Source organism: Stenotrophomonas sp. Pemsol (assembly GCF_003586545.1).
In the GTDB taxonomy this organism is placed as follows: domain Bacteria; phylum Pseudomonadota; class Gammaproteobacteria; order Xanthomonadales; family Xanthomonadaceae; genus Stenotrophomonas; species Stenotrophomonas sepilia.
In genome coordinates, this window is the sequence record NZ_CP025780.1 from 1,560,238 (window position 1) to 1,586,705 (window position 26,468).

The 26,468-nt window shown below is 66.2% G+C and carries 16 protein-coding genes; 9 read left to right on the top strand and 7 right to left on the bottom strand.

Annotated elements, in window-relative coordinates:
* The first annotated feature begins 85 nt into the window (after nt 1–85).
* The 3 genes from PEM_RS07300 to cueR all read left to right on the top strand — a co-directional run bounded on the left by PEM_RS07300 (nt 86) and on the right by cueR (nt 6,173).
* Nucleotides 86–3,043 carry a TonB-dependent receptor gene (locus tag PEM_RS07300; RefSeq protein WP_111127659.1) on the top strand — a complete coding sequence of 986 codons (2,958 nt, stop codon included), beginning with the start codon at nt 86–88 and terminating at the stop codon, nt 3,041–3,043.
* Between the two features lie 161 nt (nt 3,044–3,204).
* Nucleotides 3,205–5,706 (top strand): heavy metal translocating P-type ATPase, encoded by a 2,502-nt coding sequence (locus tag PEM_RS07305; protein ID WP_111127661.1) that lies wholly within the window; start codon nt 3,205–3,207, stop codon nt 5,704–5,706.
* Between the two features lie 11 nt (nt 5,707–5,717).
* The gene (cueR, locus tag PEM_RS07310) at nt 5,718–6,173 is read left to right on the top strand and encodes a Cu(I)-responsive transcriptional regulator (RefSeq protein WP_065177589.1); all 456 of its coding nucleotides are present in this window, start codon (nt 5,718–5,720) and stop codon (nt 6,171–6,173) included.
* An 80-nt stretch (nt 6,174–6,253) separates the two neighbouring features.
* Here cueR and PEM_RS07315 read toward each other — a convergent pair whose 3' ends face one another.
* Together PEM_RS07315 and PEM_RS07320 are read right to left on the bottom strand one after the other, a co-directional pair.
* Entirely contained in the window at nt 6,254–6,448 is a 195-nt protein-coding gene (locus PEM_RS07315) for a heavy-metal-associated domain-containing protein (RefSeq protein ID WP_065184972.1), read from the bottom strand.
* A gap of 187 nt (nt 6,449–6,635) precedes the next feature.
* Nucleotides 6,636–9,710, bottom strand: a complete 3,075-nt coding sequence (locus PEM_RS07320) for a TonB-dependent receptor (RefSeq protein WP_111127663.1) — start codon at nt 9,708–9,710, stop codon at nt 6,636–6,638.
* A gap of 1,116 nt (nt 9,711–10,826) precedes the next feature.
* On the opposite strand from PEM_RS07320, the gene PEM_RS07325 reads away from it, so the two are divergent.
* The 6 genes from PEM_RS07325 (at nt 10,827) to PEM_RS07350 (ending at nt 20,747) form a co-directional block, all read left to right on the top strand.
* Nucleotides 10,827–13,292, top strand: a complete 2,466-nt coding sequence (locus PEM_RS07325; RefSeq protein WP_111128436.1) for a GH92 family glycosyl hydrolase — start codon at nt 10,827–10,829, stop codon at nt 13,290–13,292.
* Nucleotides 13,293–13,388: 96 nt separating this feature from the next.
* Entirely contained in the window at nt 13,389–14,438 is a 1,050-nt protein-coding gene (locus PEM_RS07330; RefSeq protein WP_005416345.1) for a LacI family DNA-binding transcriptional regulator, read from the top strand.
* A 60-nt stretch (nt 14,439–14,498) separates the two neighbouring features.
* Complete coding sequence (fucP, locus tag PEM_RS07335) at nt 14,499–15,812, top strand: L-fucose:H+ symporter permease (protein ID WP_005416346.1); 1,314 nt, start codon at nt 14,499–14,501, stop codon at nt 15,810–15,812.
* 7 nt (nt 15,813–15,819) lie between these two features.
* Entirely contained in the window at nt 15,820–16,815 is a 996-nt protein-coding gene (locus PEM_RS07340) for a carbohydrate kinase (RefSeq protein WP_111128437.1), read from the top strand.
* On the top strand, nt 16,812–18,038 hold the full coding sequence (locus PEM_RS07345) for an AGE family epimerase/isomerase (protein ID WP_111128439.1): 1,227 nt from the start codon (nt 16,812–16,814) through the stop codon (nt 18,036–18,038). The genes PEM_RS07340 and PEM_RS07345 overlap by 4 nt, the downstream gene beginning before the upstream one ends.
* A 90-nt stretch (nt 18,039–18,128) precedes the next feature.
* A complete protein-coding gene (locus PEM_RS07350) occupies nt 18,129–20,747 on the top strand; it encodes a glycoside hydrolase family 2 protein (RefSeq protein ID WP_111128441.1) in 2,619 nt (872 codons plus the stop codon).
* An 81-nt stretch (nt 20,748–20,828) separates the two neighbouring features.
* On the opposite strand, the gene mtnC is transcribed toward PEM_RS07350, so the two are convergent.
* The 5 genes from mtnC to PEM_RS07375 all read right to left on the bottom strand — a co-directional run bounded on the left by mtnC (nt 20,829) and on the right by PEM_RS07375 (nt 26,358).
* Nucleotides 20,829–21,524: an acireductone synthase gene (mtnC, locus tag PEM_RS07355; RefSeq protein ID WP_005416350.1), complete on the bottom strand. Its 696-nt coding sequence runs from the start codon at nt 21,522–21,524 to the stop codon at nt 20,829–20,831.
* 3 nt (nt 21,525–21,527) lie between these two features.
* Nucleotides 21,528–22,085 (bottom strand): acireductone dioxygenase, encoded by a 558-nt coding sequence (locus tag PEM_RS07360; RefSeq protein ID WP_049402829.1) that lies wholly within the window; start codon nt 22,083–22,085, stop codon nt 21,528–21,530.
* A gap of 92 nt (nt 22,086–22,177) precedes the next feature.
* A complete protein-coding gene (locus tag PEM_RS07365) occupies nt 22,178–22,819 on the bottom strand; it encodes a methylthioribulose 1-phosphate dehydratase (RefSeq protein WP_005416352.1) in 642 nt (213 codons plus the stop codon).
* Nucleotides 22,820–23,372: 553 nt separating this feature from the next.
* Nucleotides 23,373–24,800 carry an amino acid permease gene (locus PEM_RS07370; protein ID WP_065184963.1) on the bottom strand — a complete coding sequence of 476 codons (1,428 nt, stop codon included), beginning with the start codon at nt 24,798–24,800 and terminating at the stop codon, nt 23,373–23,375.
* Nucleotides 24,801–24,882: 82 nt separating this feature from the next.
* Nucleotides 24,883–26,358: an amino acid permease gene (locus PEM_RS07375; RefSeq protein ID WP_005416354.1), complete on the bottom strand. Its 1,476-nt coding sequence runs from the start codon at nt 26,356–26,358 to the stop codon at nt 24,883–24,885.
* Between the last annotated feature and the right edge of the window lie 110 nt (nt 26,359–26,468).

A 26,468-nucleotide genomic window follows, 5' to 3' on the forward strand; every position in this document is an offset into this window, starting at 1 on the left:
TCGTGAACCGATCCCGGTACCCGGATCAGCCGTCGTGCTACGCCACCACCGTCCGTGCGTCCACACTTTCCAAGAGCAACCACCCATGGCTCAGTCCGTTCGCAAGCGTCGTCACCTGCTGTCCCAGGCCCTGGTCCTGGTCCTGTTTCCCCTGGCCGCTGGTGCACAGGAAGCGGCCAGTTCGTCCACCAAGGACTTGGACGCGGTCACCGTTACCGGTTCGCGCATCAAGCGCGCCGCGGTCGAAGGTCCGGCCCCGGTCAACGTGATCACCGCGCAGCAGATCCAGAAAGAGGGCTTCGTCAGCGTGTACGACGCGCTGAAGACGCTCACCGAAGCGACCGGTACCGTCGAAGCCGCCTCGCAGTGGGGTTCGCACACGCCAAATGCCAGCGGGCTGAACTTGCGCGGGATGGGCCCGAACCGCTCGCTGCTGTTGGTCAACGGCCGTCGCGTGGCCGATTACCCGCTGCCGTATGGCGGTGAAACCAATTTCTCCAACTACGGCAACATTCCGGCCGCAGCGGTGGAACGCATCGAAGTACTGACCGGCGGCGCCTCGGCCATCTATGGTTCGGACGCGATCGCCGGCGTGGTCAACGTCATCCTCAAAACCAACTACGACGGCGACGAAGTGCGCGTGCGCGGCGGCACCTCCACCGAAGGCGGGCGCGACACCTGGGACCTGTCATGGGCCGGCGGCAAAACGGGTGACAACTGGAGCGTGACCTATGCGTTGCAGTACACCAAGCGCGATCCGTTGTTCGGCCGCGACCGCCCGCAGATGGACGATGCCGATGATGCGCCGTATGCGTCCTGGAACATGGAGCAGCGCAAGGTCGGCTTCCGTCCCACGGCCGGGCTGGCGCTGATCGATCCGACGACGGGCCAGCGCCTGGCGCCGCCCACCGGTACCTGCGAGAAGTTCGACGGTGAGTACTACACGGCCGATCGACTGGTCTACAACTACGCTGCCAACCGCATCACCAACACCGGCCGCCTGTGCGGCATGAGCGCCGACTACGCCAACTGGCTGCTGACCGGTGGTGCCGAGAACGTGTCCGGCAACCTGAATGCCACCTTCGATTTCAGCAGCGACCTGCAGGCCTGGACCAACCTGGCGGTGTACCACTCCGAAGCGATCTGGGGCACCAACCCGCCCAGCGTCTCGCTGATCGACGACGACAACGGCTATTACTGGGATGCCAATCGCAACCGTCCGATCCTGGGCGTGCGCCAGTTCACTCCGAACGAAGTCGGTGGCCTGGATACCCTGCGCAACACCAACCGCGAGCTGTCCTGGGACTGGAGCGCAGGCCTGCGTGGACGTCTTGCCGAACGCTTTGACTGGAGCGCCACGGTGGGGCGTTCCTATTACCGCGTGGAAGAGCGGCAGAACGTTGTCGACGAGCAGAAATCGTACGACTACTTCCTCGGCCCGCGCCTGGGTACCACCGCCGATGGCGAGGCGATCTACGCGCTGAACGAGTCGCGCTGGTGGAACCCGCTGACGCCGGACCAGTACTGGCAGATGGGTACGGTGGCGAGGAACCGCGCGTCATCGTGGGTCAACCAGGCCTCGGCGGACATCACCGGTGAGCTGTTCCAGGGCTGGGCGGGCCCGATCTCGTTCGCCGCCGTGGCCGAAGTGGCGCAGCAGGGCTATCACCTCAGCCCGGACCCGCGCGCCGGCATCGACTTCGATCTGCAGAACGTCGATCGCGGTGGCGGCGAGCGCACCCGCTACTCGGCCGGCGTCGAGTTCAAGATCCCGCTGCTGGAGAGCGTGACGGCCACCGCGGCCGCCCGCTACGACCGCTATGGCAACTACAAGGCCGATGACAGCAGTGAAACGCTGGATATCGGCAGCCAGAAGGAGACCACCTGGAACGTCGGCCTGGAATGGCGCCCGGTCGAATCGCTGCTGGTGCGTGGCTCGTACGCCACCAGTTTCCACGCGCCGGACATGCACTATCTGCTGGGCCAGCCGAGCAGTTCCGAAGTGCAGACCTATGACCGCCTGCGCTGCATCCAGAGCGGTGCCTACCTGGTCAACAACTGTGGCGTGGGCAACACCGATGTCTGGTACACCTTCGACGTGAACCGGCGTGGCACGCCGCTGCTGCGTTCGGAAACCGGCGATTCGTGGACGGTCGGCTTCGTCTGGGACGTGATGCCGAACCTGTCGGTCAGCGCCGACTACTGGGCGATCAAGCTGGAAGACATGATCGTCGACGTCGGCGCCGACGAGGTGCTGGCCAGCGAGGCCGGCTGCCTGACCGGCAAGAACATCGATGGCACGCCGTGGGCCAATCCGGCCGGTGGCGATTATTGCGCCGGCATCCTGGCCCGCGTGAACCGTGACAGCAGCGGCCGGCTGGTGTCGATCGAGCGCGGCCCGTTCAACCTGGCCAGCCGGGAAGTGCGCGGTATCGACCTGACTGCACGCTATCGCCTGGAAACCGCGCAATGGGGCAGCTTCCAGCTGGGCCTGAACTACACCAACCAGATCTCGACCAAGGAACAGCGCTACGCCAACGACCCGAACCCGGAACGGCGCGACCGAGACCTGCGCAGCAAGCTGCGCGCGAGCCTGGCCTGGCAGCGCGGCAACTGGAACGCCAACGTCTATGCCGACCGCGTGGGTTCGGTGCCGGGCGTGCGCTATCACTGGGGCACCGATCGCCTGGACAATCCCGGCGGTTGCCTGCCGTTCGCCGACGGCTACGTGCCCAGTGACAGTCCGTCGCTGAACTGCCTGGAACCGGCACAGCTGCCGGATGGCTCGGTGAACCCGAACCCCAACGCGGGCCAGCAGACCTCGCGCTACTTCGGCCGGGTCGGGCCGTTCATCACCTGGAACGTCAACGTGGGTTACCAGGTGACCGAGCACGCCAAGGTCAATGTCTACGTCAACAACGTGTTCAATTCGGCCAGCTGGAACCACAAGGACCCGTACAAGCTGGACTATGACTTCGCCCCGACCCGGTTGCTGAGCGCGGTCGGCCGCGAGTTCGCATTGGAGTATGTGTTCACCTTCTGAGGAGACCGGCCTCCGCCGGTAGATCCACGCCATGCGTGGATGCGGAAACGGAACACCGGGGGCGGCGCCCCCTTCAGGCATGCGGACAGGCTGGATTTGACCTTCCCACGATGGCAAGGTTTAGCCTGTCCGCATCCAGAAGGAAACCCGGGAATCCGATCATGAGCACGCCGCGCGCCGCTGCCGCCCCCGCCAGCCCCTCCACCATCAGCCTGCCCATCGAGGGCATGACCTGCGCCAGCTGCGTAGGCCGGGTCGAGGCAGCACTGTCCAAGGTCGAGGGCGTGGGCAGTGTCTCGGTGAACCTGGCCACCGAGCGGGCGGACATTCGTCCGTCGGGCCCGGTGGATCGCGCGGCGCTTGTCCAGGCAGTGGAGCGGGTGGGCTATGACGTGCCCGCAGCGACCACCGAACTGGCGGTCGAAGGCATGACCTGCGCTTCCTGCGTGGGCCGTGTCGAACGCGCGCTGTTGGCCGTGCCCGGCGTCAGCCAGGCCAGCGTCAACCTGGCCACCGAGCGCGCCACAGTGCGTGGCATGGCGGACGTGGCTGCGCTGGTCGCCGCGATCGACAAGGCCGGCTATGACGCACGTGTGATCGAGGCGGGTGCGCAGTCCGATGACCAGGCTGCGGAAAAGAAGGATGCCGAGCGCGCCGAACTGAAGCGCGACCTGATCGTGGCGGCCACGCTGGCACTGCCGGTGTTCGTACTGGAAATGGGTTCGCACCTGATCCCCGGCATGCACGCATGGGTGATGTCCACCCTCGGCATGCAGGCCAGCTGGTACCTGCAGTTCGTGCTGACCGCGCTGGTGCTGGCCATTCCGGGCCGCCGTTTCTACCAGAAGGGGTTCCCGGCGCTGCTGCGTTTGGCGCCGGACATGAATTCGCTGGTGGCGGTGGGCACCGCCGCGGCGTTCGGCTATTCGGTGGTAGCGACCTTTGCACCGCGGCTGCTGCCGCCGGGCACGGTGAACGTCTACTACGAAGCGGCGGCGGTGATCGTCGCGCTGATCCTGCTCGGCCGCTTCCTGGAGGCCCGGGCCAAGGGCCGCACCTCTGAAGCGATCAAGCGCCTGGTCAACCTGCAGGCCAAGGTGGCCCATGTGATCCGTGACGGCCGCGCGGTCGACATCCCGATCAATGAAGTGCAGAGCGGCGACCTGGTGGAAGTGCGCCCGGGCGAGCGCGTGCCGGTGGATGGCGAGGTGGTTGAAGGCCGCAGCTACATCGATGAATCGATGATCAGCGGCGAGCCGATTCCGGTCGAGAAGCTGCCGGGCAGCAGCGTAGTGGGTGGCACGGTCAACCAGAAGGGCGCACTGACGGTGCGGGCCACGGCCGTGGGCGCGCAGACCCTGCTGGCGCAGATCATCCGCATGGTCGAACAGGCGCAGGGCTCGAAGCTGCCGATCCAGGCGGTGGTCGACAAGGTCACGTTGTGGTTCGTGCCGGCGGTGATGCTGGCCGCGCTGGCGACCTTCGCGGTCTGGTTGATCTTCGGTCCATCGCCGGCACTGAGCTTTGCACTGGTCAATGCGGTGGCGGTGCTGATCATTGCCTGCCCGTGCGCGATGGGCCTGGCCACGCCGACCTCGATCATGGTCGGAACCGGTCGTGGCGCCGAAATGGGCGTGCTGTTCCGCAAGGGCGAAGCACTGCAGCTGCTGAAGGACGCGCAGGTGGTGGCGGTGGACAAGACCGGCACGCTCACCGAAGGCCGCCCGCGCCTGACCGACCTGGAGATTGCTGCCGGCTTCGATCGCAACAGGGTTCTGGCGGCAGTGGCCGCGGTGGAGTCGCGCTCGGAGCATCCCATCGCCCGCGCGATTGTTGATGCCGCGACCGGGCAGGGCATCGCGTTGCCGGGCATGGTCGACTTCGAATCGGTCACCGGCATGGGCGTGCGGGCCAGTGTCGAGGGTGCACGCGTGGAGGTCGGTGCCGATCGCTTCATGCGCGACCTGGGCGTGGACATCACTGCATTCGCAGCATTGGCGGCGGAACTCGGCACGCAGGGCAGGTCGCCGCTGTATGCCGCCATCGACGGTCGCCTGGCCGCGATCATCGCGGTATCCGATCCGATCAAGCCGAGCACCCCGGCAGCGATCGCGGCACTGCATCGGTTGGGCCTGAAGGTGGCGATGATCACCGGCGACAACGCCGGGACCGCGCAGGCGATCGCGCGCCAGCTCGGCATCGATGAAGTGGTGGCCGAGGTGCTGCCGGAAGGCAAGGTCGAGGCAGTGCGCCGGCTGAAGGCCACGCACGGCCACGTCGCCTTCGTTGGTGACGGCATCAACGATGCGCCAGCACTGGCCGAGGCCGATGTCGGCCTGGCCATCGGCACCGGCACCGATATCGCGGTGGAATCGGCCGACGTGGTGCTGATGTCGGGCAACCTGCAGGGCGTACCGAACGCCATTGCGCTATCGAAGGCGACGTTGGGCAACATCCGGCAGAACCTGTTCTGGGCCTTCGCCTACAACACCGCGTTGATTCCGGTGGCCGCCGGCGTGCTGTACCCGGCCTGGGGCGTGCTGCTGTCGCCGGTGTTCGCGGCCGGTGCGATGGCGCTGTCCAGTGTGTTCGTGCTGGGCAACGCACTGCGCCTGCGCCGCTTCCAGCCGCCGATGGCGGATGCCGCCGTTGCGACCCACTGAAGGAGAATCGCATGAATATCGGTGACGCCGCCAAGGCCTCCAGCGTGTCGGCGAAAATGATCCGCTACTACGAACAGATCGGCCTGATTCCTGCGGCGGATAGAACGGAGTCGGGCTATCGGGCGTATTCGCAGGCCGACATCCATCGCCTGCGCTTCATCCGCCGCGCGCGCGATCTCGGCTTCCAGGTGGCCGAGATCGGCGACCTGCTGGGCCTGTGGAACGACACGTCGCGCCACAGTGCCGACGTCAAGCAGCTGGCCGAGCAGCACATCGCCGACCTGGAACAGCGCATCGAGCACATGCGGCAGATGGCCGACACGCTGAAATCGCTGATCCGCTGCTGTGCCGGCGATGAGCGCCCGGAATGCCCGATCCTGCAGCGGCTGGGTGAGGACGATGAGGCTCCGCTGCCGGTGGAAGCGGCCAAGACCGGCGCGGTGCGCCGCCGCGCACGCAAGCACTGAGTTTTCATGTTCGCATGCACTGAAAAGCCCGCCCAGTGACAGTGCAGGGGGCGGGCTCCGCTGTGGCAGAAAGCAGGGGATCAAGCAGTGCGCGGCGGGAACCCCGCATCCTTCAGCGCGGCGAACACCTGCTCCTGTGATGCGGTGGTCTGCACCTTGACCAGGCCGGTCGGCGGATCGGCCACCACACTGGCGCTGGGATCGATCTGCTGGATCGCGCGGGTCACGCTGCGCGCGCAGCCGCCGCAGGTCATGCCGTCAACATGGAATTCCATCTGTAGCTCCTTCGGTGCTCGTGAGGTGAAACCAGTGTGCACCTTCCAACGATGGCAGGGTCAAGCAGGTGGCTGAACGGTGGTGCAGGCAAATGAAAACGGCAGCCGCCTGTACCAGCGCGGCTGCCGTGGAGGACCATTCCCGACGGGGCGGGCAAGACTGCGCCGGGCCAGGCCCGGCGCTGCCTCAGAACTTCCAGTTCACGCCGAAATACAGCTGGCGCCCGGCGTACAGATTGGACAGCAGGCGGGCCTGGCTGTCGTTGCCGATGTAGCTGCGCAGCTCGGACTTGGTGGCGTTCAGTACGGCGGCGGTCACCGCCCAGTCCGGGGTGAGGTTGTAGGCCACGTTCAGGTCAAGCTGGCTGTAAGGCTTGGTGTAGGTGGTCATGCCATTGTTCAGGCCGCCGACCACTTCACCTCGACGGTTGTACGAGGCGCGCGCCAGGAACTTGTCGTTCTCGTAGAACACCGTAACGTTGGCCTGGTTCTTGGCACTGCCGACCAGCGGCGAGGAGCCGATTTCCTCGCCATCCAGCACGATCGAGGCCAGGTTGGTGTCGTTGTAGGTGTAGTTGGCCTGCACGCCCAGTCCGAAGTCGAACGTGTACTGGCCATACAGTTCCACGCCCTGCGACACGCCATCGCGGCCATTGGCCTGGGTCTCGTACTTCTGCACGGTGACCGACTGCCCGCCGACGTTCATCTGCTGGTCGCGCACCACCGGCACGGTGAAGTTGTCCACGTTCTTGCGGAACAGCGAAACACCTGCGACCGCGCCCGGCTTGAAGTACCACTCCAGGCCCAGGTCGAACTGGACCGCCTTGAACGGTTCCAGCGCCTTGTTGCTGCCCGAGCCGTACCAGCCGGGCGTGTCGGTGCCGCCGGTGACGCGGCGGTCGTTGGCGTACTCTTCGCTGATGTAGCGCAGGCCACCGGGATAGGCGATGCTGGTGTAGCTCGGGCGCGCGACCACCTTCGACGCCGCGCCACGCAGCACCAGGTTGTCGGTGATGTCCCAGGCAATGTTGAAGCTGGGCAGCACGTCGGTATAGGTCTTTTCCAGCGACGACAGGGCATACACCTTGTCGCGCACCTGCGGGTCGGGCAGGCGGACGAAGCCACCCTGGCAGCGCAGGTTCGGGTCGGCGGCCGGATCATCGCAGCTCATCGGCGCGCCGCTGGCGTTGTCGACGAAATAGTCGTTGAAGCGCTCGACCGAATCGCTGGACTGGGCGAACTGCTTGGTCCGCACCACGCGCACGCCGATGTTGCCGCGTACCCGCTCAGTGCGGAAGTTGGCCTGGAAGTAGCCGGAATAAATCTTCTCGTTGACGTCGTAGACGAAGTCTTCTTCGGTGCGGTTGTGCGAGCCACCGTAGGTCTTGTTCAGGTAGTCGATGTAGGCCGGGTAGTTGATGCCCGGGAACACGTTGGCGTTGAACGCGCCGGTGATGTTGCTGATCGGGTTGGACAGGAAGAAGCCCGGCTGCGCATCGCCTGCGGTCGGATCGCAACCGGCCTGGTAGCGGTTGTTGTCATAGTCGGACGGATCCAGGCCCGGGCACACCCAATAGGTGTTGCCGGTGTTGCGGTGGACCTTGCCATCGCGGTACTTGGCGCCGAACTGGATCGAATCCAGCCAGCCGGCCTCGAACAGCTTGGTGACGTCGGCCTGGAAGTAGTTCTGCTTGACCTCGGTCTGCATCCACGACGAATCGGTCGAGCCGGTATCGACTTCGGCCACGCCCGCCATCAACTGCTGCTGCAGGTCCGGCGAGAACTGCACCGACGGCGTGCCGGTCAGGTCCCAGGCGGTGTACTGGTTGCCGGACTGCCACTGGTTGCCAACCTTGCGGCGCGGCTTGGCCGACATGCGGAAATTCATCGACGGACCACCTTCGGACCAGGTGCGGCCGCCAGTGAACGAGGCCTTCCACAGCGGGCTGATATCCCAGTCGATGGTCAGGTCGGCGGTCTGCGACAGTGCCTTTTCCTTGCTGTATCCACCGGTGAACTGCGGAGTGGGGATGGTGCAGTCGTCCGGGCCCCAGCCACCGGGTTCCAGGCCGGCTGCCGCTGCTTCTTCCTCACTGCAGTAATAGGTCTTTCCGGCCAGCTTCTGGTACTGCGCACCCGTGACGATGCTGCCACTCGGGTCGAAATCCAGGCCGTTGAGCAGGCGGCCGCCGGCCCAGTTGCCGTCCTGGTTGTAGCGGGCCAGGTTCCACTCCGGCACCTTCAGCATGTTCTGGGTGTAGTCACCCTGCAGCTCGAAGCGGAAGTAGTTCGCGGTCATCGTGACGTTGTCGACCGGCTTGAACTGGAAGGTCAGCTGGCCGCCCTTGCGCTCGCGCTTTTCTTCCTTCACCGCGAAGTTCACCGAGGTCGGCATGAAGAATTCGCTGTAGTTCTTGCCAGCCTGGTTGTTGAAGCCGGACTGGCCCCACCAGTAGTGGATGCCATCCTGCTCCAGCAGGTTGCCGTTGGCATCGCGGGCCGTGGTGCCATTGCCGTACCACTGGTAGTCCTCGGTGCTGGCTTCCATGGTGCGGGTGGTGCGCTTCTGCTGGGTCACGCCGACGAGGACGCCGAAGCGCTCATCCTTGCTGTGCCACGAGTACAGCGCGGACGCCTGCGGATCGACATCGTGGCTGGTATCGGAGGTGGTGCCCTCCAGGTTCACGTAGCCGGAGTTGGATTCCATGTCCAGCGGGCGGCGGGTATGCAGGATGACCGTGCCGCCGATGCCGCCTTCGTCGATGCGTGCTTCCGGCGACTTGAACAGCTCCGCGCTGGACAACATGTTCGATGGCAGCAGGGTGTAGTTGAAGGAGCGCGTCGCTTCGTTGTTGGTCTCCGACGAGGCGACGAAGTTGCCGTTCAACTGGGTCAGGGTCAGGTCCGGCGCGAGGCCGCGCACACTGACACTCTTGCCTTCGCCACCGCTGCGGGTGATGACCACGCCGGGCACGCGCTGCAGTGCGTCGGCCACGTTCTTGTCGGGGAACTTGCCGACGTCCTCGGCGGTGATCACCTCGACCACCGCGTTGGCGTCTCGCTTCTGCTCGAGGCTCTTTTCAATGGCGTAGCGGTAGCCGGTGACCTGGACGCTGTCCAGGGTGGTGGCGTCCTGCGAGCCGGTGGAAGCGGCCTGTTGCGCGGCGGCGCCACCCGGAATGACGGCGGCGGCCAAGGCCAGCGCGATGGCCAACGACAATGCGTCCTGGCCATGCGTACGTGTTGAATGCTTCATTCCCATCTCTCCCTCTCTCATGGATTGATCCGGTGACGTGGCACGGACAACTTGAATCGATCTAATTTGAAGTGACTTTGTCGCTGTCGCCAAGCAACTGCCAGTGGCGCCGCGCGCGTGGCCTGGTACGTCCTGTTGCTGCTCCCCCAACTCCCGGCCATCGCAGCGTCGTCTTGGATCGATCTAAGCGATGGGCGGGCGATTTTTAGCACGGGTAGCCCGCAGGCGCATGCTGCTGCGCAATATGGTACTGGCGTGGCGAAGGGATGACGGTTTGCTGAAATCAGTGAAATCGTTTTCGTGCGCAGGGGAGGGTGGGTCGGCAGGGCTGCGCCCTGCACCTGCTTGAAGCGAAAGCCAAAGCCAAAGCGGCTCTGGGTTGGCTGTGGTTTGGCGGGGCGGTGTCGGATTGCGGGGACGCCGTAAACCCGTCCCTGGGGGCTTGGCCGCGGCATCCATGCCGCGGACACCCCGCAATCCGACACCGCCCCGCCTTCGACAGTTTCCCGGTGACGGTTGGATGGGTCCTGGGGACGGCATGGGGTAACGGCATGGGGTCAGATCCGTTTTCCTATGGAAAACGGATCTGACCCCGGATCGATTTCGTTATCCGTCAGAGATTCGTTGCAGATCGCGGGAATCTGTCGAAGGCGGGGTGGGTCCGGGTGCGGGGGCGTGAGCCGCATGGATGCGGCGACCGAGCTTACATGGACGTACTTGCTCTTGGCGTCCGCTGACGGGGGGCCAGATCAGTGAGCCGCATGGATGCGGCGACCGAGCTTACATGGACGTACTTGCAGCGTCCCCCGCAACCGGACCCACCCCGACTCCCCGCAGGAAACTGGCTTCTGCTGTTGCTGTTGCTGTTGCTGTTGCTGTTGCTGTTGCTCCAGCTCGTAGCAGGTGCAGGGCGCAGCCCTGCCGAACACCCCATCTCATGCTGCGCCGCAGAATGCATTCGGCTGAACCTGCATGCTCTACTTGAATCGATCTAAATTCACGGTCTGGTAGGTCGGGCGTCATTCCAGGGGGAGCTCTCTGCAGGTCAGGGCAGGGCTCAGCGGAACGGTGCTGGACGGCCCCGGCCGTCTGCCTCCGCGTCATCGACTACAGGAACCCGACATGCGTCCAGTGCCGTCTGCTCCCGCCGTCCCATTGTCCTCGCGCCCGCTGGTGCGCCTGGCCTGCCTGCTCGCGCTGTCGTCAGTGCCGGTGCTGCTGCAGGCCGCACCGGTCGCGCTGGAACGCGAGGTCAATACCTTCATCGGCAGCAAGGACGACGGCAATACGTTCCCGGGCGCGTCGGCGCCGTTCGGCCTGATCCAGGTCAGCCCGATCGGCAGCCACTATTCGGGCTGGCGCTACGACGACGAGAAGATCCGTGGCTTCGGTCATTCGTTCATTTCCGGCGCCGGCTGCTGGGAGCAGGGTGGCCAGGTGTCGGTGCTGCCGGTGACCGGTTCGATCGGTCCTGGCGGCGATTTCGATACCGGCAATGCCAAGCAGTTCGACCACAAGGCCTACGCATCGACCTACACCCACGATGGCGAGGTCGGCCAGGCCGGCTACTACAAGGTGCGCCTGACCAGCTACGGCGGCATCGATGCGGAAGCCACCGCGCGCACCCGTGCCGCCGCCGAGCGCTACACCTTCAGCCAGCGCAGCGGCGATGGCCACGTGCTCGTCAATGTCGGCCAGGCCAACGAGCGCCATTCGGTGATCGGCAGCGTGGTCGATGTGGTCGGCGATCGTGTGGTGGAAGGCAAACTGGTCACCAAGAGCTTCTGTGGCGGCCACCAGTACACCACCTGGTTCCGCATCGAGTTTGACCGTCCGTTCAAGGCGCATGGCACCTGGGGTGAGGGCGGTGGCCTGCCGGGCGCGCGCCACAGCATGGAAGGCGAGCAGAAGCCGAACGGCGCCTGGCTCAGCTTCGACCTGGCCAAGGGCCAGTCGGTGACGGCGGTCAGCGCGATCTCGCACGTGGATGCCGAAGGCGCGCGCACCAACCTGCGCGCAGAAGGCATGCAGAATGGGGTGCTGCTCGGCTTCGACCGCATGCGTGCGCTGTCCCAGCAGTCCTGGCGCGAGCAGCTGGGCCGGGTGCGTGTTCAGGGCGGCACTGCCGACGACCGCGCGGTGTTCTACAGCGCGGTCTATCACGCACTGCTGCAGCCGATGACCGGCAACGACGCCGACGGCCGCTACCGCGGTTATGACGACGGTATCCACCGCGCCGATGGCTGGACCTATTACGAGTACTTCTCGCTGTGGGATACCTACCGCGCGCAGAACCAGTGGCTGGCGCTGACCCGCCCGGACGTGGCGCGCGACATCGGCCGTACCCTGCTGGCGATCGACGAACAGGTCGGTTGGCTGCCGCGCTGGGGTTATGCCAACTTCGAGACCAACATCATGACCGGCGATCCGGTCACGCCGTTCATGGTCGACCTGTGGCGCTTCGGCGCGCTCAAGGGCCGTGAATCGCAGGCCTGGGATGCACTGCGCCGCAATGCCTTCGGCACGCCGCCACTGAACTCGCGCATGGCCGGACGCTCCGGCAACCCGACCTACCTGGACAAGGGCTATGTGGCCTACGACCGCGCGTTCCCGTCCAAGGGCATGGATGTCGATCCACACCATGGTGGTTCGGCCACGCTGGAATATGCGCTGGCCGACTGCGCGCTCTCGCAGATGGCCGATGGCCTGGGCCATGCGCAGGATGCGGCGACGCTGCGTGAGCGTGGCCGCAACTGGCGCAAGGTGTGGGACCCGCAGGTGCGGGATGCCGAGACGGGTTTCACCGGCTTCCCGCGCCCGCGCACCGAGGATGGCCAGTGGTACACGCCGGCCGATGGCCACTACAGCCCGCGTTCGCACCACGGTTTCCATGAGGGCACGGCGTGGCAGTACCAGTGGCTGGCGCAGCAGGACGTGCCGGGCCTGGTCGAAGCGATGGACGGCCGCGAACAGGCCGGTCGCCGCCTGGATGCGTTCTTCGCGATGGACGCGCTGCAGGCCGATCCGCTCAATGCCGCCCGCAAGGCGTGGGTGGTGGGGCCGTACAGCTACTACAACCAGTTCCGCTACAACCCGAACAACGAGCCGGACCTGCACTCGCCGTGGCTGTACACGCTGATCGGCCAGCCGTGGAAGACCGCCGCCGTGGTGCGTGCCGCGCAGCAGTTGTTCACCAATGCCCCTAATGGCGTGACCGGCAACGATGACCTCGGCACGATGTCGGCCTGGTACCTGTTCAGCGCCATCGGCGTGTACCCGGCGGTGCCGGGCAGCGGCCAGTTCCTGCTGCACACGCCGCGCTTCAGCAAGGTCGAAGTGGATATGGGCAATGGCCGAACCCTGCGCATCGACGCGCCGGGAGCCGATGGCCGCCGCCTGCAATACGTGCAGGGTGTGCGGGTCGACGGCCAGGCGCATGCACCGGTGTGGTTGGACTGGGACCGCCTGCAGCAGGGCCCGCGCCTGCAGTTCGCGCTCGACGCGAAGGCGCCGGAGCAGGGCTGGGGCACCGCGGTGAAGGACCTGCCGGTGTCCTGGTGCGCGGCACCGGGCAGCCAGCTGCGCTGAGCCGGACTGTGCCGTTCGCGCTGACCCAGCGAACGGCACGGCACGACACGGCCCTGATCCATTAGGCTTGAGCCTCCAGCGGAGTCCGGGAAGACGATGAACGACAACGGCAACAGTCCCAGCAAGCGCGCCGGCAAGGCGGTGACGGTGACCGACATCGCGCGCGCGATCGGCGTGTCACGGGCAACCGTGTCGCTGGTGCTGCGTGGCAGCCCGCTGGTCAACGTCGATACCCGCGCCAAGGTCGAGGCCGAACTGCGCCGCCAGCGTTACGTCTACAACCGCGCGGCGGCCAACCTGCGCCGTCGTACCTCGTCGAGCATCGCGCTGGTGATCAACGATCTCTCCAACCCGTTCTTCGCCGAGTTCGCATCGGGTGTGGACGAGGCGTTGGGCGGGCGTGGCTACGTGACCCTGCTCGGCAGCACGGGTGAATCGCCGGAGCGGCAGCAGGCGGTGCTGTCCACGCTGATGGAGCACACCCCGGCCGGCCTGATCCTGTCGCCGGCCGAGGGCAGCGATACCGCACAGCTGCGGCAGGCACTGGGTGCCAATGCCAACGTGCTGCTGTTCAACCGCGAACTGGCCGGGGCCGACTGGGACTTCCTGACCCTGGACAACCAGCACGGCGCCTATCTGGCCACGCGCCACCTGATCGAGCGCGGGCACCGCCAGATCGCGTTCTTCGGGGGCCACGCCGCATCCAGTTCCTGCCACCAGCGCCGCGCGGGTTTCCAGCAGGCGCTGGCTGAGGCCGGTCTTTCGCTGCCGCCGGGCTGGATGATCGAGTCGGCCCCGAACCGCCTGGAAGCGGCAGCGCGCACCGATGAACTCTTCGCCGACGGTCATCGGCCGAGTGCGGCGGTCTGCTACAACGACACCGTCGCGCTGGGCCTGATGCTGGGCTTGAACTCGCGCGGCATCCGTCCGGGCGGCGATTTCGCCGTCACCGGCTTCGATGATATTTCCGAGGCGGCGGTGGCCGTACCGCCGTTGACCACGCTCACCGCCGACCCGCGCGAGCGTGGCCGCCAGGCTGCGGCGCTGCTGCTGCAGCGGCTGGACGAACCCGACGCGCCGCCTCGGCGCACGGTCGCGCCGGTGCAGTTGCGCATCCGCGAAAGCAGTGCCGCACGACCGAACTGATTCCTTCCGCATACCCCTTCCACGCAACAACGACCTTCCGCGCATCGAGGCGCGTACCGCATGCCGATCTCCGCAACGCCCCGTCCATCGGGTTCTTCGGGCAACGCACCCGCCGTCACCAACGGCAAGGCGTTGGCTGTCGTGACCACGATCTTCTTCATGTGGGGCTTCCTGACCTGTCTCAATGACATCCTGATCCCGCACCTGAAGGCGGTGTTCGAACTGAACTACGCCAAGGCGATGCTGGTGCAGTTCACCTTCTTCGGTACTTACTTCCTGATGTCGCTGCCGGCGGGCCGCCTGGTGGCGGCGCTGGGCTACAAGAAGGGCATCGTGGCTGGACTGGTGATCGCCGGCATTGGCGCGCTGGGCTTCTGGCCGGCGGCCGAACTGCGCGTGTACGGCGCCTTCCTCGGTGCGTTGTTCGTACTGGCCACGGGCATTACCGTGCTGCAGGTCGCCGCCAACCCGTACGTCGCGCTGCTGGGCCCGGAACAGACCAGTTCCAGCCGCCTGACCCTGGCGCAGGCGCTGAACTCGCTGGGCACGGCCATCGCGCCGATCTTCGGCGGCATGCTGATCCTGTCCAACACGGTCAAGAGCGCTGACGACATCGCGGCGCTGCCGGCCGCCGAGCAGCTGGCCTACCGTGCCGCCGAGGCGCAGGCCGTGCAGGGACCGTACGTGGGCCTGGCCGTGGCGCTGGTGCTGCTGGCGCTGTTCGTGTTCCTGTTCCGCCTGCCGGCGCTGAGCGACGCCACCGAGCAGGCCGACCAGGGCCACCACCACAGCTACCTGGATGCGCTGCGCAAGCGCCACCTGCTGCTGGGCGTGCTGGGCATCTTCTTCTACGTCGGCGCTGAGGTGTCGATCGGCAGCTTCCTGGTCAACTACCTGTCGATGCCCAACATCGGTGGCTTCAGCGAACAGGAAGCCACACACTACGTGTCGGCCTACTGGACGATGGCGATGATCGGCCGCTTCGCGGGCTCAGCGCTGCTGGCGCGCTTCTCGCCCAGCCGCCTGCTGGCGATCTTCGCGCTGGTCAACGTGGCGCTGCTGGTCACGACCATGCTGAGCTCCGGCAACATCGCGCTGTACTCGGTGGTGGCGATCGGCCTGTTCAACTCGATCATGTTCCCGACCATCTTCGCGCTGAGCATCGAGCGCCTGGGGCCGCTGACCAACAAGGGCTCCAGCCTGCTGATCATGGCCATCGTCGGCGGTGCCGTGGTGCCGTACCTGCAGGGCGTCCTGGCCGACCACATCGGTGTGCAGGCCAGCTTCATCCTGCCGCTGCTGTGCTACGGCTACATCATTTTCTACGGACTGGTCGGCGCGCGTACGCCGGCCTCCGCAACGCAGGGAGGCTGAGTCCGGAATGGGTGCCATCGTTTGCTTCGGCGAAATTTTGATCGATCTACTAGCGCAGCCGCCGGCCTCGGCCGACACGCCGCGCGCCTTCCTGCAGTACGCCGGTGGTGCACCGGCCAACGTTGCCGTTGCGGCCGCACGGTTGGGTGCGAAGACGCAGTTCGTCGGCACGCTGGGCCGCGACATGTTCGGCGACTTCCTGGCCGACAGCCTGGTCGAGCACGGCGTGGGCACGGATTACATCGTGCGTACCGATGCGGCCAAGACCGCACTGGCCTTCGTCGCACTGGATGCCAGCGGCGAGCGCAGCTTCAGCTTCTATCGCCCGCCGGCAGCCGACCTGCTGTTCCGTGACAGCGACTTCCAGGCGGCGTGCTTCGACAGCGCACAGTGCTTCCATGTCTGTTCCAACAGCCTGACCGAAGCGGCCATCGCCGAGGCGACCTTCGCCGGCATGGATCGTGCGCGCGCGGCTGGTGCGGTGGTCAGCCTCGACCTCAATCTGCGTCCGGCGCTGTGGCCGGCGAACGAGGACCCGACACCGCGCCTGTGGCAGGCGCTGGAACGCGCCGACCTGGTCAAGCTGTCGCGCGAGGAGCTGGACTACCTGGCCGCGCCGCTGGGTGCCGATGGCGAGGCAGCGGTACTGCGGCGCCTGCTCGCTGCGCGCGGGCGCTGGGTGATCGTCACCGACGGTGCGGCCACGCTGCACTGGTACACGCGCGACAACCACGGCACGGTCACAAGCTTCCGCGTGGCTACCGTCGACACCACGGCGGCTGGCGATGCTTTCGTCGGTGGCGTGCTGGTTGGGCTGCTGGAGCGCGGCGGCGCCGGTGCCGGTTTTGCCGCCTTCTGCCAGGACCCGGAGGCGATCACCGCCACGCTGCGCTTCGGCGCCGCGGTCGGCGCGCTGGCTGTTACCCGCAAGGGCGCGTTCGCCGCGATGCCCTCGCTCGATGAAGTGCAGCAGCTGCTGCAGGCCCAGGACATTACCGCATGAGCACCTCCCCCGACTTCCGTTCGCCCGCGTTCCTGCGCGCGCATATCGCCGACACGATGGCGTTCTACCACCCGCGCTGCATCGACCCGAACGGTGGCTTCTTCCACTACTTCCGTGACGACGGCAGCATCTACGACGCCAACCATCGCCATCTGGTGAGCAGCACGCGTTTCGTCTTCAACTACGCGATGGCCTACCGCGAATTCGGCAACGCCGAATACCGTGAGGCGGTCGAGCACGGCGTGCGCTACCTGCGCGAGGTGCACCGCAACCCGGCCACCGGCGGTTACGCCTGGACCCTGCGCGACGGCAAGGTCGAGGATGACATGAACCACTGCTACGGCGTGGCGTTCGTGCTGTTGGCCTACAGCTGCGCACTGAAGGCCGGTCTCGAACAGGCCCGCGCATGGATGGACGAGACCTGGCAGCTGCTGGAAGCGCGCTTCTGGGAGCCCCAGCACGGCCTCTACAAGGACGAAGCCGATGGGCAGTGGAACTTCACCGGCTACCGTGGCCAGAACGCCAACATGCACATGTGCGAGGCGATGCTGGCCGCCTTCGAGGCCAGCGGCGAACAGCGCTATGTGGAGCGCGCGCTGCAGCTGGCCGACAACATGACCCGCCGCCAGGCCGCCAAGGCCTGTGGCCTGGTGTGGGAGCACTACGATTCCAACTGGGAGATCGACTGGGACTACAACCTGGACGACCCCAAGCACCTGTTCCGCCCGTGGGGCTTCCAGCCGGGCCACCAGACCGAATGGGCCAAGCTGTTGTTGATCCTGGACCGCCATGTGCAGGTCGACTGGCTGGTGCCGACCGCGCAGCACCTGTTCGACGTGGCCGTGGCGCGCAGCTGGGACGAGGCGCGGGGTGGCCTGTACTACGGTTTCGCGCCGGAGTCGCGCCGGCAGCCGGGCATGGATGGCGCCCCGATCGGTGGCGACAGTTTCGTCTGCGACGACGACAAGTATTTCTGGGTGCAGGCGGAGACGCTTGCGACCGCCGCACTGATGGCCAAGCGTACCGGCGATGACCGCTATTGGCAGTGGTACGAGCGTATCTGGGCGTATTCGTGGGAACACTTCGTCGATCACCGGTACGGCGCCTGGTTCCGCATCCTCGATGCCGACAATCGCAAGTACAGCGACGAGAAGAGCCCGGCCGGCAAGGTGGATTACCACACCATGGGTGCGTGTTACGAAGTGTTGAACGTGGTGCGTTGAGGTTGGTGCGCCGGGCATGGCCCGGTGCTGCCGTGAGCTGGACTTGCAGGTAGCGCCGGACCATGCCCGGCGGAAAGACAGGAGCATCCCATGCATCGCCTTCCCCTCGTTGTCCGCCTGCTCCTGCTGCTGATCGCGGCGTCCGCCTTCCCGGTCGCTGCCACGCCGCTGCAGGCACAGTGGGAGTTCCGTATGCTGCCCGGCGACGCGCAGGGCGCCGCTCATCCAGGTCTGCAGCAATGGCGGGCGGCGACGGTGCCGGGCAGCGTGCACACCGACCTGCTGGCTCACGAACTGATCCGTGATCCGTATATCGGCGCACCAGAGGCCGAACTGCAATGGATTGGCCTGGCCGCCTGGGAGTACCGCGCCCGCTTCGACGTGGATGCGGCGACGCTGGCCAAGCCCAATGCCGAGCTGCGCTTCGACGGTCTGGATACCTACGCCGACGTCAGCCTCAACGGCAAGCCGCTGCTGCGCGCGGACAACGCGCACCGGACCTGGCGCGCGCGCGTGAATGGGCGCCTGCGGGCCAGGGACAATGAACTGCAGATCGTGTTCCGTTCGCCTATCCGCACCCTGCTGCCGGGCGTGCAGGCAATGCCGCACAAGATCGCTGGCAACTACCCGTCGCCGTATGGCGATGAGCCGAAGGACGCGATGGTCGGCAACTTCGTGCGCAAGCCGGCCTACCACTTTGGCTGGGACTGGGGGCCTCGCTATGTCACCGCCGGCGTCTGGCGCGGGGTTGACCTGCAGGCCTGGGAGGCTCACCGCCTGACCGATCTTGCGGTGCGTACAGATGCATTGAGCGCGGAGCAGGCGAAGCTGGCCGTGCTGCTGCAAGTGGAGCAGGGCGCGGCGGCGGGCTCGGCCGTGGTGAATGTGGATGTGCGCGATCCGCAGGGCCGCAACGTGGCCCAGGTGCAGCGCACGGTGCTGCTGAAGCCCGGCCAGAACAGCATCGAGGTTCCGGTTGAACTGGCCGATCCGCGGCGCTGGTGGCCAGTCGGCCACGGCGCGCAGGACCGCTACACGGTGCAGGCCCGCCTGGACCAAGGTGGCACGCCGGAGCTGGCGCGCGAGCAGCGCATCGGGCTGCGCACGGTCGAACTGCGCCGCGAGGAAGACCGCAAGGGCGGGCAGAGCTTTGCCTTCGTCATCAACGGCGTGGAGATCTTCGCCAAGGGCGCCAACGTCATTCCGTTCGATGCCTTTCCCGCTCGCGTCGATGCCGCACGCCTGCGCCAAGTGCTGACGGCCGCGCGCGACGCCAACATGAACATGCTGCGCAACTGGGGCGGCGGCTACTACGAGGACGACGCGTTCTTCGACATCGCCGACGAACTGGGCCTGCTGGTCTGGCAGGACTTCATGTTCGGCGGCGGCATGCAGCCGGGCTACGATCCGGCGTTTCGTGCCAACGTGGTGGCCGAAGCACGCGACAACGTGCGCCGTCTGCGCCATCACCCCAGCATCGTGCTGTGGTGTGGCAACAACGAGGAAGAAACCGCATGGAAGGACTGGGGCCACGGCCGCGACCTGAAGGCGGCCAACCCGGCATTTGCGGCGAAGGTCTGGCAGGGCTACGTCGACCTGTTCGGCAACGACCTGCGCCAGGTAGTGGGCGAGGAGGGGCTGGGCGTGCCGTACTGGTCCAGCTCACCGAGCAACGACCTTGACGAGAAGGCCAACGATTCAACGCGTGGCGACAAGCACTACTGGCAGGTCTGGGGGAATCCGGCGTTGCCGGTGCAGGCCTACCTGCGCGAGACGCCGCGCTTCATGTCCGAGTACGGGCTGCAGGCGTGGCCGTCGGTGGCGACAGTGGACCAGATCGCCACCCGTGCCGAACAGCGCATCGACAGCCCGGTGATCCGCGCGCACCAGAAATTCATGGCCGGCGAGGGCAACAGCCGCCTGCTGCACTACATCGAACTGGGTTACGGCACGCCGAAGGACTTCGAGGACTTCGTCTATCTCAGCCAAGTGATGCAGGCCGATGGCATCGCACTGGCGGCGCTGCATCATCGCGCCTCGCGGCCATACACGATGGGTTCGCTGTACTGGCAGCTCAACGATGTCTGGCCCGGCGCCTCGTGGTCCAGCGTGGACTATTTCGGCCGCTGGAAGGCGCTGCACTTCGCCGCGCGGCGTTTCTTCGCGCCAGTGACGGTGGCAGCGCTGCGCGACGAGGGCAGCACGCGGGTGCGCCTGATCAATGATGGCGCCTCACTGGAAGCGCGCTGGCGTCTGCGGGTGATGGACGTGGAGGGAAAGGTGCTGCGTCGTCGCGAGGAAACGGTGACGTTGGTGGCGGCGGGTGTCACCTCGATGGGCGATTTCAGCGATGCAGAGCTGCTGGCCGGTGCCGACCCGACGCGTACGGTGGCGGTGTTCGAGTTGCTGCAGCAAGGCGACGTGAGCGCGCGGCAGGTGGTCGGTTTCGTTGAGGCCAAGGACCAGCTGTTGCCGCGGCAGAAACTCAAGGCCACGTTGTCCATCGAAGGGGACCACTATCGTCTGCGGCTGGAAAGCGCGGCGTACGTGCGCGCGGCGTGGATCGACTTCGGCGCGCTGGATGTGCAGGTCGAAGACAACCTGCTGGACCTGCTGCCGGGCGAAACACGTGATATCGCGGTGCGCGGCCCGGTGGATCTGGTTACCCTGCGCGAAGCGCTGAAGGTGAAGACCCTCAACGACCGTTGAGGGGTTTCCCGCTTTGGTAGGTGCCAACCTTGGTTGGCACACCAGCAGCATGCCAACCAAGGTTGGCACCTACCATTTTGCTTACAGCTGGATCTGCTGGAAATTCTCGACCCGTTCGTGGCCGTTTGCGGCCTGGCCGGTACGCGGCATCGGGTAATCATCCAGGCGATCGATCAGGCGGGTCTGCAACCCGGCTTCGCGGGCGGCATCCAGTTCTTCCACCACATCGGACAGGAACAGGATCTCGCCGGCCGGTACGCCGATGGCCTGCACGATGCGGCGGTAGCTGTCGGCCTCGCGCTTGCCGCCGACTTCGGTATCGAACCAGCCCGACACCAGCGGGCTGAGGTCGCCGGCGTCGCTGAACCCGAAGAACAGCTTCTGCGCCGGCACCGAACCGGAGGAGTACACGTACAGCGGCAGGCCGGAAGCGTGCCAGCCCTTCAGCACCGGCGCCACTTCCGGGTAGAAGTGCGCGGTGTAGTCGCCACGGCGGTATCCTTCGTCCCAGATCAGCCCCTGCAGCGCCTTCAGGGCGGTGTGCTTGCGGTCCTGGTCGATCCAGCCCTGCAGCGTCTCGGCCACCAGATTGTCCTGGCAGGCACCGCCGATCTCGGTAGCCACCGCGTCCAGCCAGCGGCGGACTTCAGGCTGCTGGCCATGCTCGGCGACAAACGCGGGCAACGCCTTGCGCGCATAGGGGAACAGCACGTTCTTGACGAACGAGATGCTGCTGGTGGTGCCTTCGATGTCGGTCAGGATGACGCGGGCTTGCATGGATCAGGACGCCTGGGTGGGTACGTAACGAGGGAACTTCTGCGCGATGTCGGTGCCGGTGAAATGGCCGACCCAGCCGTCCGGCTCGGTGAAGAAGCGGATCGCCACGAAGCTGGGTTCCTCGCCCATGTCGAACCAGTGGGTGGTGCCATCGGGCACGGCGATCAGGTCGTCCTTCACGCACTCGATCTCATAGACCTTGTCACCCACGTGCAGGGTGAACAGGCCGGAGCCGGCGACGAAAAAGCGCACCTCGTCTTCCTTGTGGAAGTGCTCGTCGAGGAACTTTTTCCGAAGCTCGGCGCGGTTCGGGTTGTCCGGGGCGATCGAGGCCACGTCCACGCTCTTGAAACCGCGCTCGGCCACCAGGCGGTCGATGTCGGCGCGGTACGCGGCGAACACTTCCTCCTGGCTGGCGCCCGGTGCGACCGGCGCGGTGGCCTGCCAGCGCTCGAAGGTGACGCCGATCTTCTGCAGCTCGGCAGCGATGACCGCGCCGTCCTGGGTGTCCAGCAGCGGCGATTCGGGGCGGATGTCGTCGTAGATGCGCAGTCGGCTCATGGCGGCAGCTTGAACGTCTCGGGGGGAGGACAGGGTAGCAGGGTGGGCGCAGGATGCAGATTCCGGATCGGCATCTGCACCTGTGCGCCGGTTCAGCCGCGCAGCCTGCGCAGTTCCAGTTCGCAGTGGAACAGGAATTCGAAGGCTTCGAGGTGACGGCGCGCCTCGGCCATGTCGCGGCCCCAGGCGTACAGGCCGTGGCCATCGATCAGATAGCCCCACAGGTTCTGCCGGTCGAGCAGGTCATCGACCTGCTTCGACAGCACGTTCATGTCCTGGGTGTTGGCGAATACCGGCACATCGATGGCCATCTCATGGGTACTGTTGCCGGCGAAGGCCTTCAACAGCTCGTAGCCTTCCAGGCGGACATGACCCTGCGGCGCGTACAGGCGCGAGGCGATGGTCTGCACCGGCGAGTGCGTATGCAGCACGCAGCCGACGTCCGGGAAGCGGCGGTACAACTGGGTGTGCAGCAGGGTCTCGGCGGACGGGCGCAGCGGACGGCCGACGGCCTGGCCGTCGAAGTCCACCACCATGATGTCGTCCTCGATCAGGCGGCCCTTGTCCTTGCCGGACACCGTGATCGCGGCGTGGCGATCGTCCAGGCGGTGGGAGAAGTTGCTGCTGGTGGCCGGGGTCCAGCCGGCGTGGGCCAGTTCGCGGACGTTGTCGATCAGCAGCTGGGCCAGTTCGCTCAGGCGCGCGGTGTCGTAGGGGAAGGTGGGGGCGTTCATGCCGACGATTTTACTGGATTCGGCCAACGGCTGAGCCCCTCGTGGCTGGCCGTATAGAGCGGTTCATGGGCGGGGCGGGGCAGGTGGGCCGTGCAGGGGACGCTGCAAGTACGTCCCTGTAAGCTCGATGGCGCCATTCATGGCGCCAACGCCCCTACACGGCCCACCCGCCCCGCCTCTGACAGGTTCCGGTGTACGGCCGGCCACGGAGTGAAGAAGGAAAAGCGAAAAGGGGGGCGCGGCGCTGCGCTTGCTCGGAGCCGAGCATGGCTCGGCTCTACAGGGAATTCATCGACCGGAGAGAATTCATCTCTCAGACGCAATTCATCCACGCATGGCGTGGATCTACCGGACGTGCCAGGAGACTGTCGGAGGCGGGGAGGGGGGAGGTTGCGGGGGCGTGAGCCGCATGGATGCGGCGACCGAGCTTACAGGGATGTACTTGCAGCGTCCCCCGCAATCTCCCCCCTCCCCGCCAAACCCTCAGTCCAGCTGTTGCTGTTGACGTTGCGCCAGCGGGTGCAGGGCCGCAGGCCCTGCAATGCAAAAAACCCTACTTCACACGCAGGCGGCTGTGCCTGAAGCCGTAGCAGAAATAGATCACGAAACCGACGAAGGTCCAGACGCCCATCAGCATCCAGTTGTGCATCGTCATCGCCGACAGCAGGGCAAGGCAACTCAGCACGCCCAGGCTGCAGATCAGCCAGGCCATCGGCATGCGGAACGGGCGCGGCAGGTCCGGCTGGGTGCGGCGCAGGATCAGCACGCCGGCACACACCGCCGCGAACGCGATCAGCGTGCCCATCGAGGTCAGCTCGCCAAGGATGTCCAGTGGGAACAGCGCCGCCAGCAGCGCGATGCCGATGCCGGTGATCACCGTGTTGATGTGCGGGGTGCGGTACTTCGGGTGGATCCTGGTGAACACCGGCGGCAGCAGGCCGTCGCGCCCCATGATCATGAAGATGCGCGGCTGGCCGATGATCATCACCAGTACCACCGAGGACAGGCCGACCAGCGCGCCGACCTCGACCACCCAGCGCAGCCAACCCAGCTGCGGATGCGCGGCCACCGCGGTCACCACCGGTTCGTCGGTGCCCAGCAGCTGGAACGGCACCAGGCCGGTCATCACCGCGGCCATCGCGATGTAGAGCACGGTGCAGACCACCAGCGACAGCATCATGCCGATCGGCATGTCGCGCTGCGGGTTCTTGGATTCCTGCGCCGCCACCGAGACCGCCTCGAAGCCGATGTAGGCGAAGAACACCATCGCCGCGCCACGCAGCACGCCTTCCATGCCGTACTTGCCGGGGCCTTCGTTGGCGGGGATGAACGGCGTCCAGTTGCTGGTGTCCACGTACTTCCAGCCGACCACGATGACCAGCAGGATGAGGCCGGTCTTGAGCACGACCATCGCCATGTTCATTGCCGATGACTTGCTGATGCCGACGTAGCACAGCCAGGTCAGCAGCAGTACCAGCGCAGCGGCCGGCAGGTTGGCGATAGCACCGGTGGGGCGCAGCTGTGCGTCCAGTGGCGCACTGACCAGCGCCGCTGGCAGATGGATGTCGAACTGGCTGAGCAGGCTGAGGAAGTAGCCGGTCCAGCTGACCGCCACCGCCGACGCAGAGACGCCGTACTCAAGCACCAGCATCCAGCCGATGAACCAGGCCGACAGTTCGCCGAAGGTGGCGTAGGTATAGGTATAGGCGCTGCCAGAAACCGGCACCATCGAGGCGAACTCGGCGTAGGCCAGCGCGCAGAAGGCGCAGCAGATGGCGGCCAGCACGAACGACAGCATGATCGCGGGGCCGGCGTGATTGGCGGCGGCCTGGCCGGTGATGACGAAGATGCCGCCGCCGATCACGGCACCGATGCCGAGGGCGGTCAGGCCCCAGGGGCCGAGGTGGCGGCGCAGGCTCAGGCCGTTGGCGTCTTCATGGGCGGCATGCGGGTGCTTGGTGGCCCACAGTTGCTTGAACATGTGTGGTGGTCTTGTCGAAGCGCGCCGTGTCTGGCGCGCGGGGAAAACGGACGGGCCGGCACAGGGCCGGCCCGTAGGCGGATCAGGGTGACTTGGCCAGCTTGCTGTTGCGCATGCCATAGCCGAGATAGATCAGCATGCCCAGCACGGTCCAGCCGACGAACAGGTGCCAGTGCACCACGAACGCCTGCCAGAACAGGAACAGGCAGGCCGCAGCGCCAAGCGGGCAGATGATCCACACCGCCGGCACGCGGAACGGGCGGTGGATCTCCGGCTTGGTATAGCGCAGCACCAGCACGCCGATGCAGACCGTGGCGAAGGCCAACAGGGTGCCCATCGACACCAGTTCGCCCAGCACGTTCAGCGGCACCAGGCCGGCCAGTGCGGCGGCGATCACGCCGACCACGATCGTGGCCCAATAGGGGGTGCGGAAACGAGCGTGGACCTTGCCGAAGAACTTCGGCAGCAGGCCGTCGCGGGAAATGGTGTAGGCGATGCGGGTCTGGCCCATCATCATCACCAGCACCACCGAGGACAGGCCGGCGATGGCGCCGATCTCGACCAGGGTCTTCAGCCAGGACAGGGTCGGGTAGGGCTCCAGCGCGGTGGCCACCGGCTTGTCGGTGCCCAGCAGGTGGTACGGCATCATGCCGGTCAGCACCGCGCAGACGATGATGTAGACGATGGTGCACACGGCCAGCGAGCCGAGCAGGCCGATCGGCATGTTGCGCTGGGGATCCTTGGTTTCGCCGGCGGCGGTGGAAACCGCGTCGAAGCCGATGTAGGCGAAGAACACGATAGTGGCCGCGCGGAAGATGCCGCTCCAGCCGAACTCACCCGGCACGCCGGTGTTTTCCGGAATGAAGGGCTGCCAGTTGGCCGGATCGATGTGGGCCGCGCCGATGCCGATGAACAGGCAGATGACGGTGACCTTGATCGCCACGATGATGGCGTTGACGAACGCCGACTGGGTCACGCCCACGTACAGCAGGCCGGACACCGCCGCCACGATCAGCACCGCCGGCAGGTTGAACAGCTTGCCGGAAGAGACGAACTCGCTGCCGGTCCAGGCGATGGGCGCGGCGCTGAGCAGGTCCGGGAAGGGCATGTGCAGCGTGGTGGTGATGAAGCTGATCAGGTAGGCCGACCAACCCACCGCGACCGACGCCGAGGCGAACAGGTACTCCAGCACCAGGCACCAGCCGATGAACCAGGCCATGCCCTCGCCGAGGGTGGCGTAGGAGTAGGAGTAGGCACTGCCGGAGACCGGCATCATCGCCGCGAACTCGGCGTAGCACAGGCCCGCCAGGGCACAGGCGAAACCGGCCAGCACGAAGGACAGCATCACCGCCGGGCCGGCGTGGTTGGCCGCGGCCTGGCCGGTCAGCACGAAGATACCAGCGCCGATCACCGCACCCACGCCCAGCAGGATGAGGTGTTTAGCCGTGAGGGTCCGTTTCAACGTGGCTTCGCCGTCCAGGCTGCCTTCGATGGGTTCGCCGGCATCGACGTGCCCGGCCGGCTGGACCGGCTTGACCCTCAACAGAGCTTTCAGCATGCAGTACTTCCTAATGATCGGATGGGGTGGGCCGCCGATACGTTGCCGGCAACCTTGAATGGTGAAGGCCGTGCGAACGGCCCGCTGTACCTTAGCCAAAGCTGAAGCCA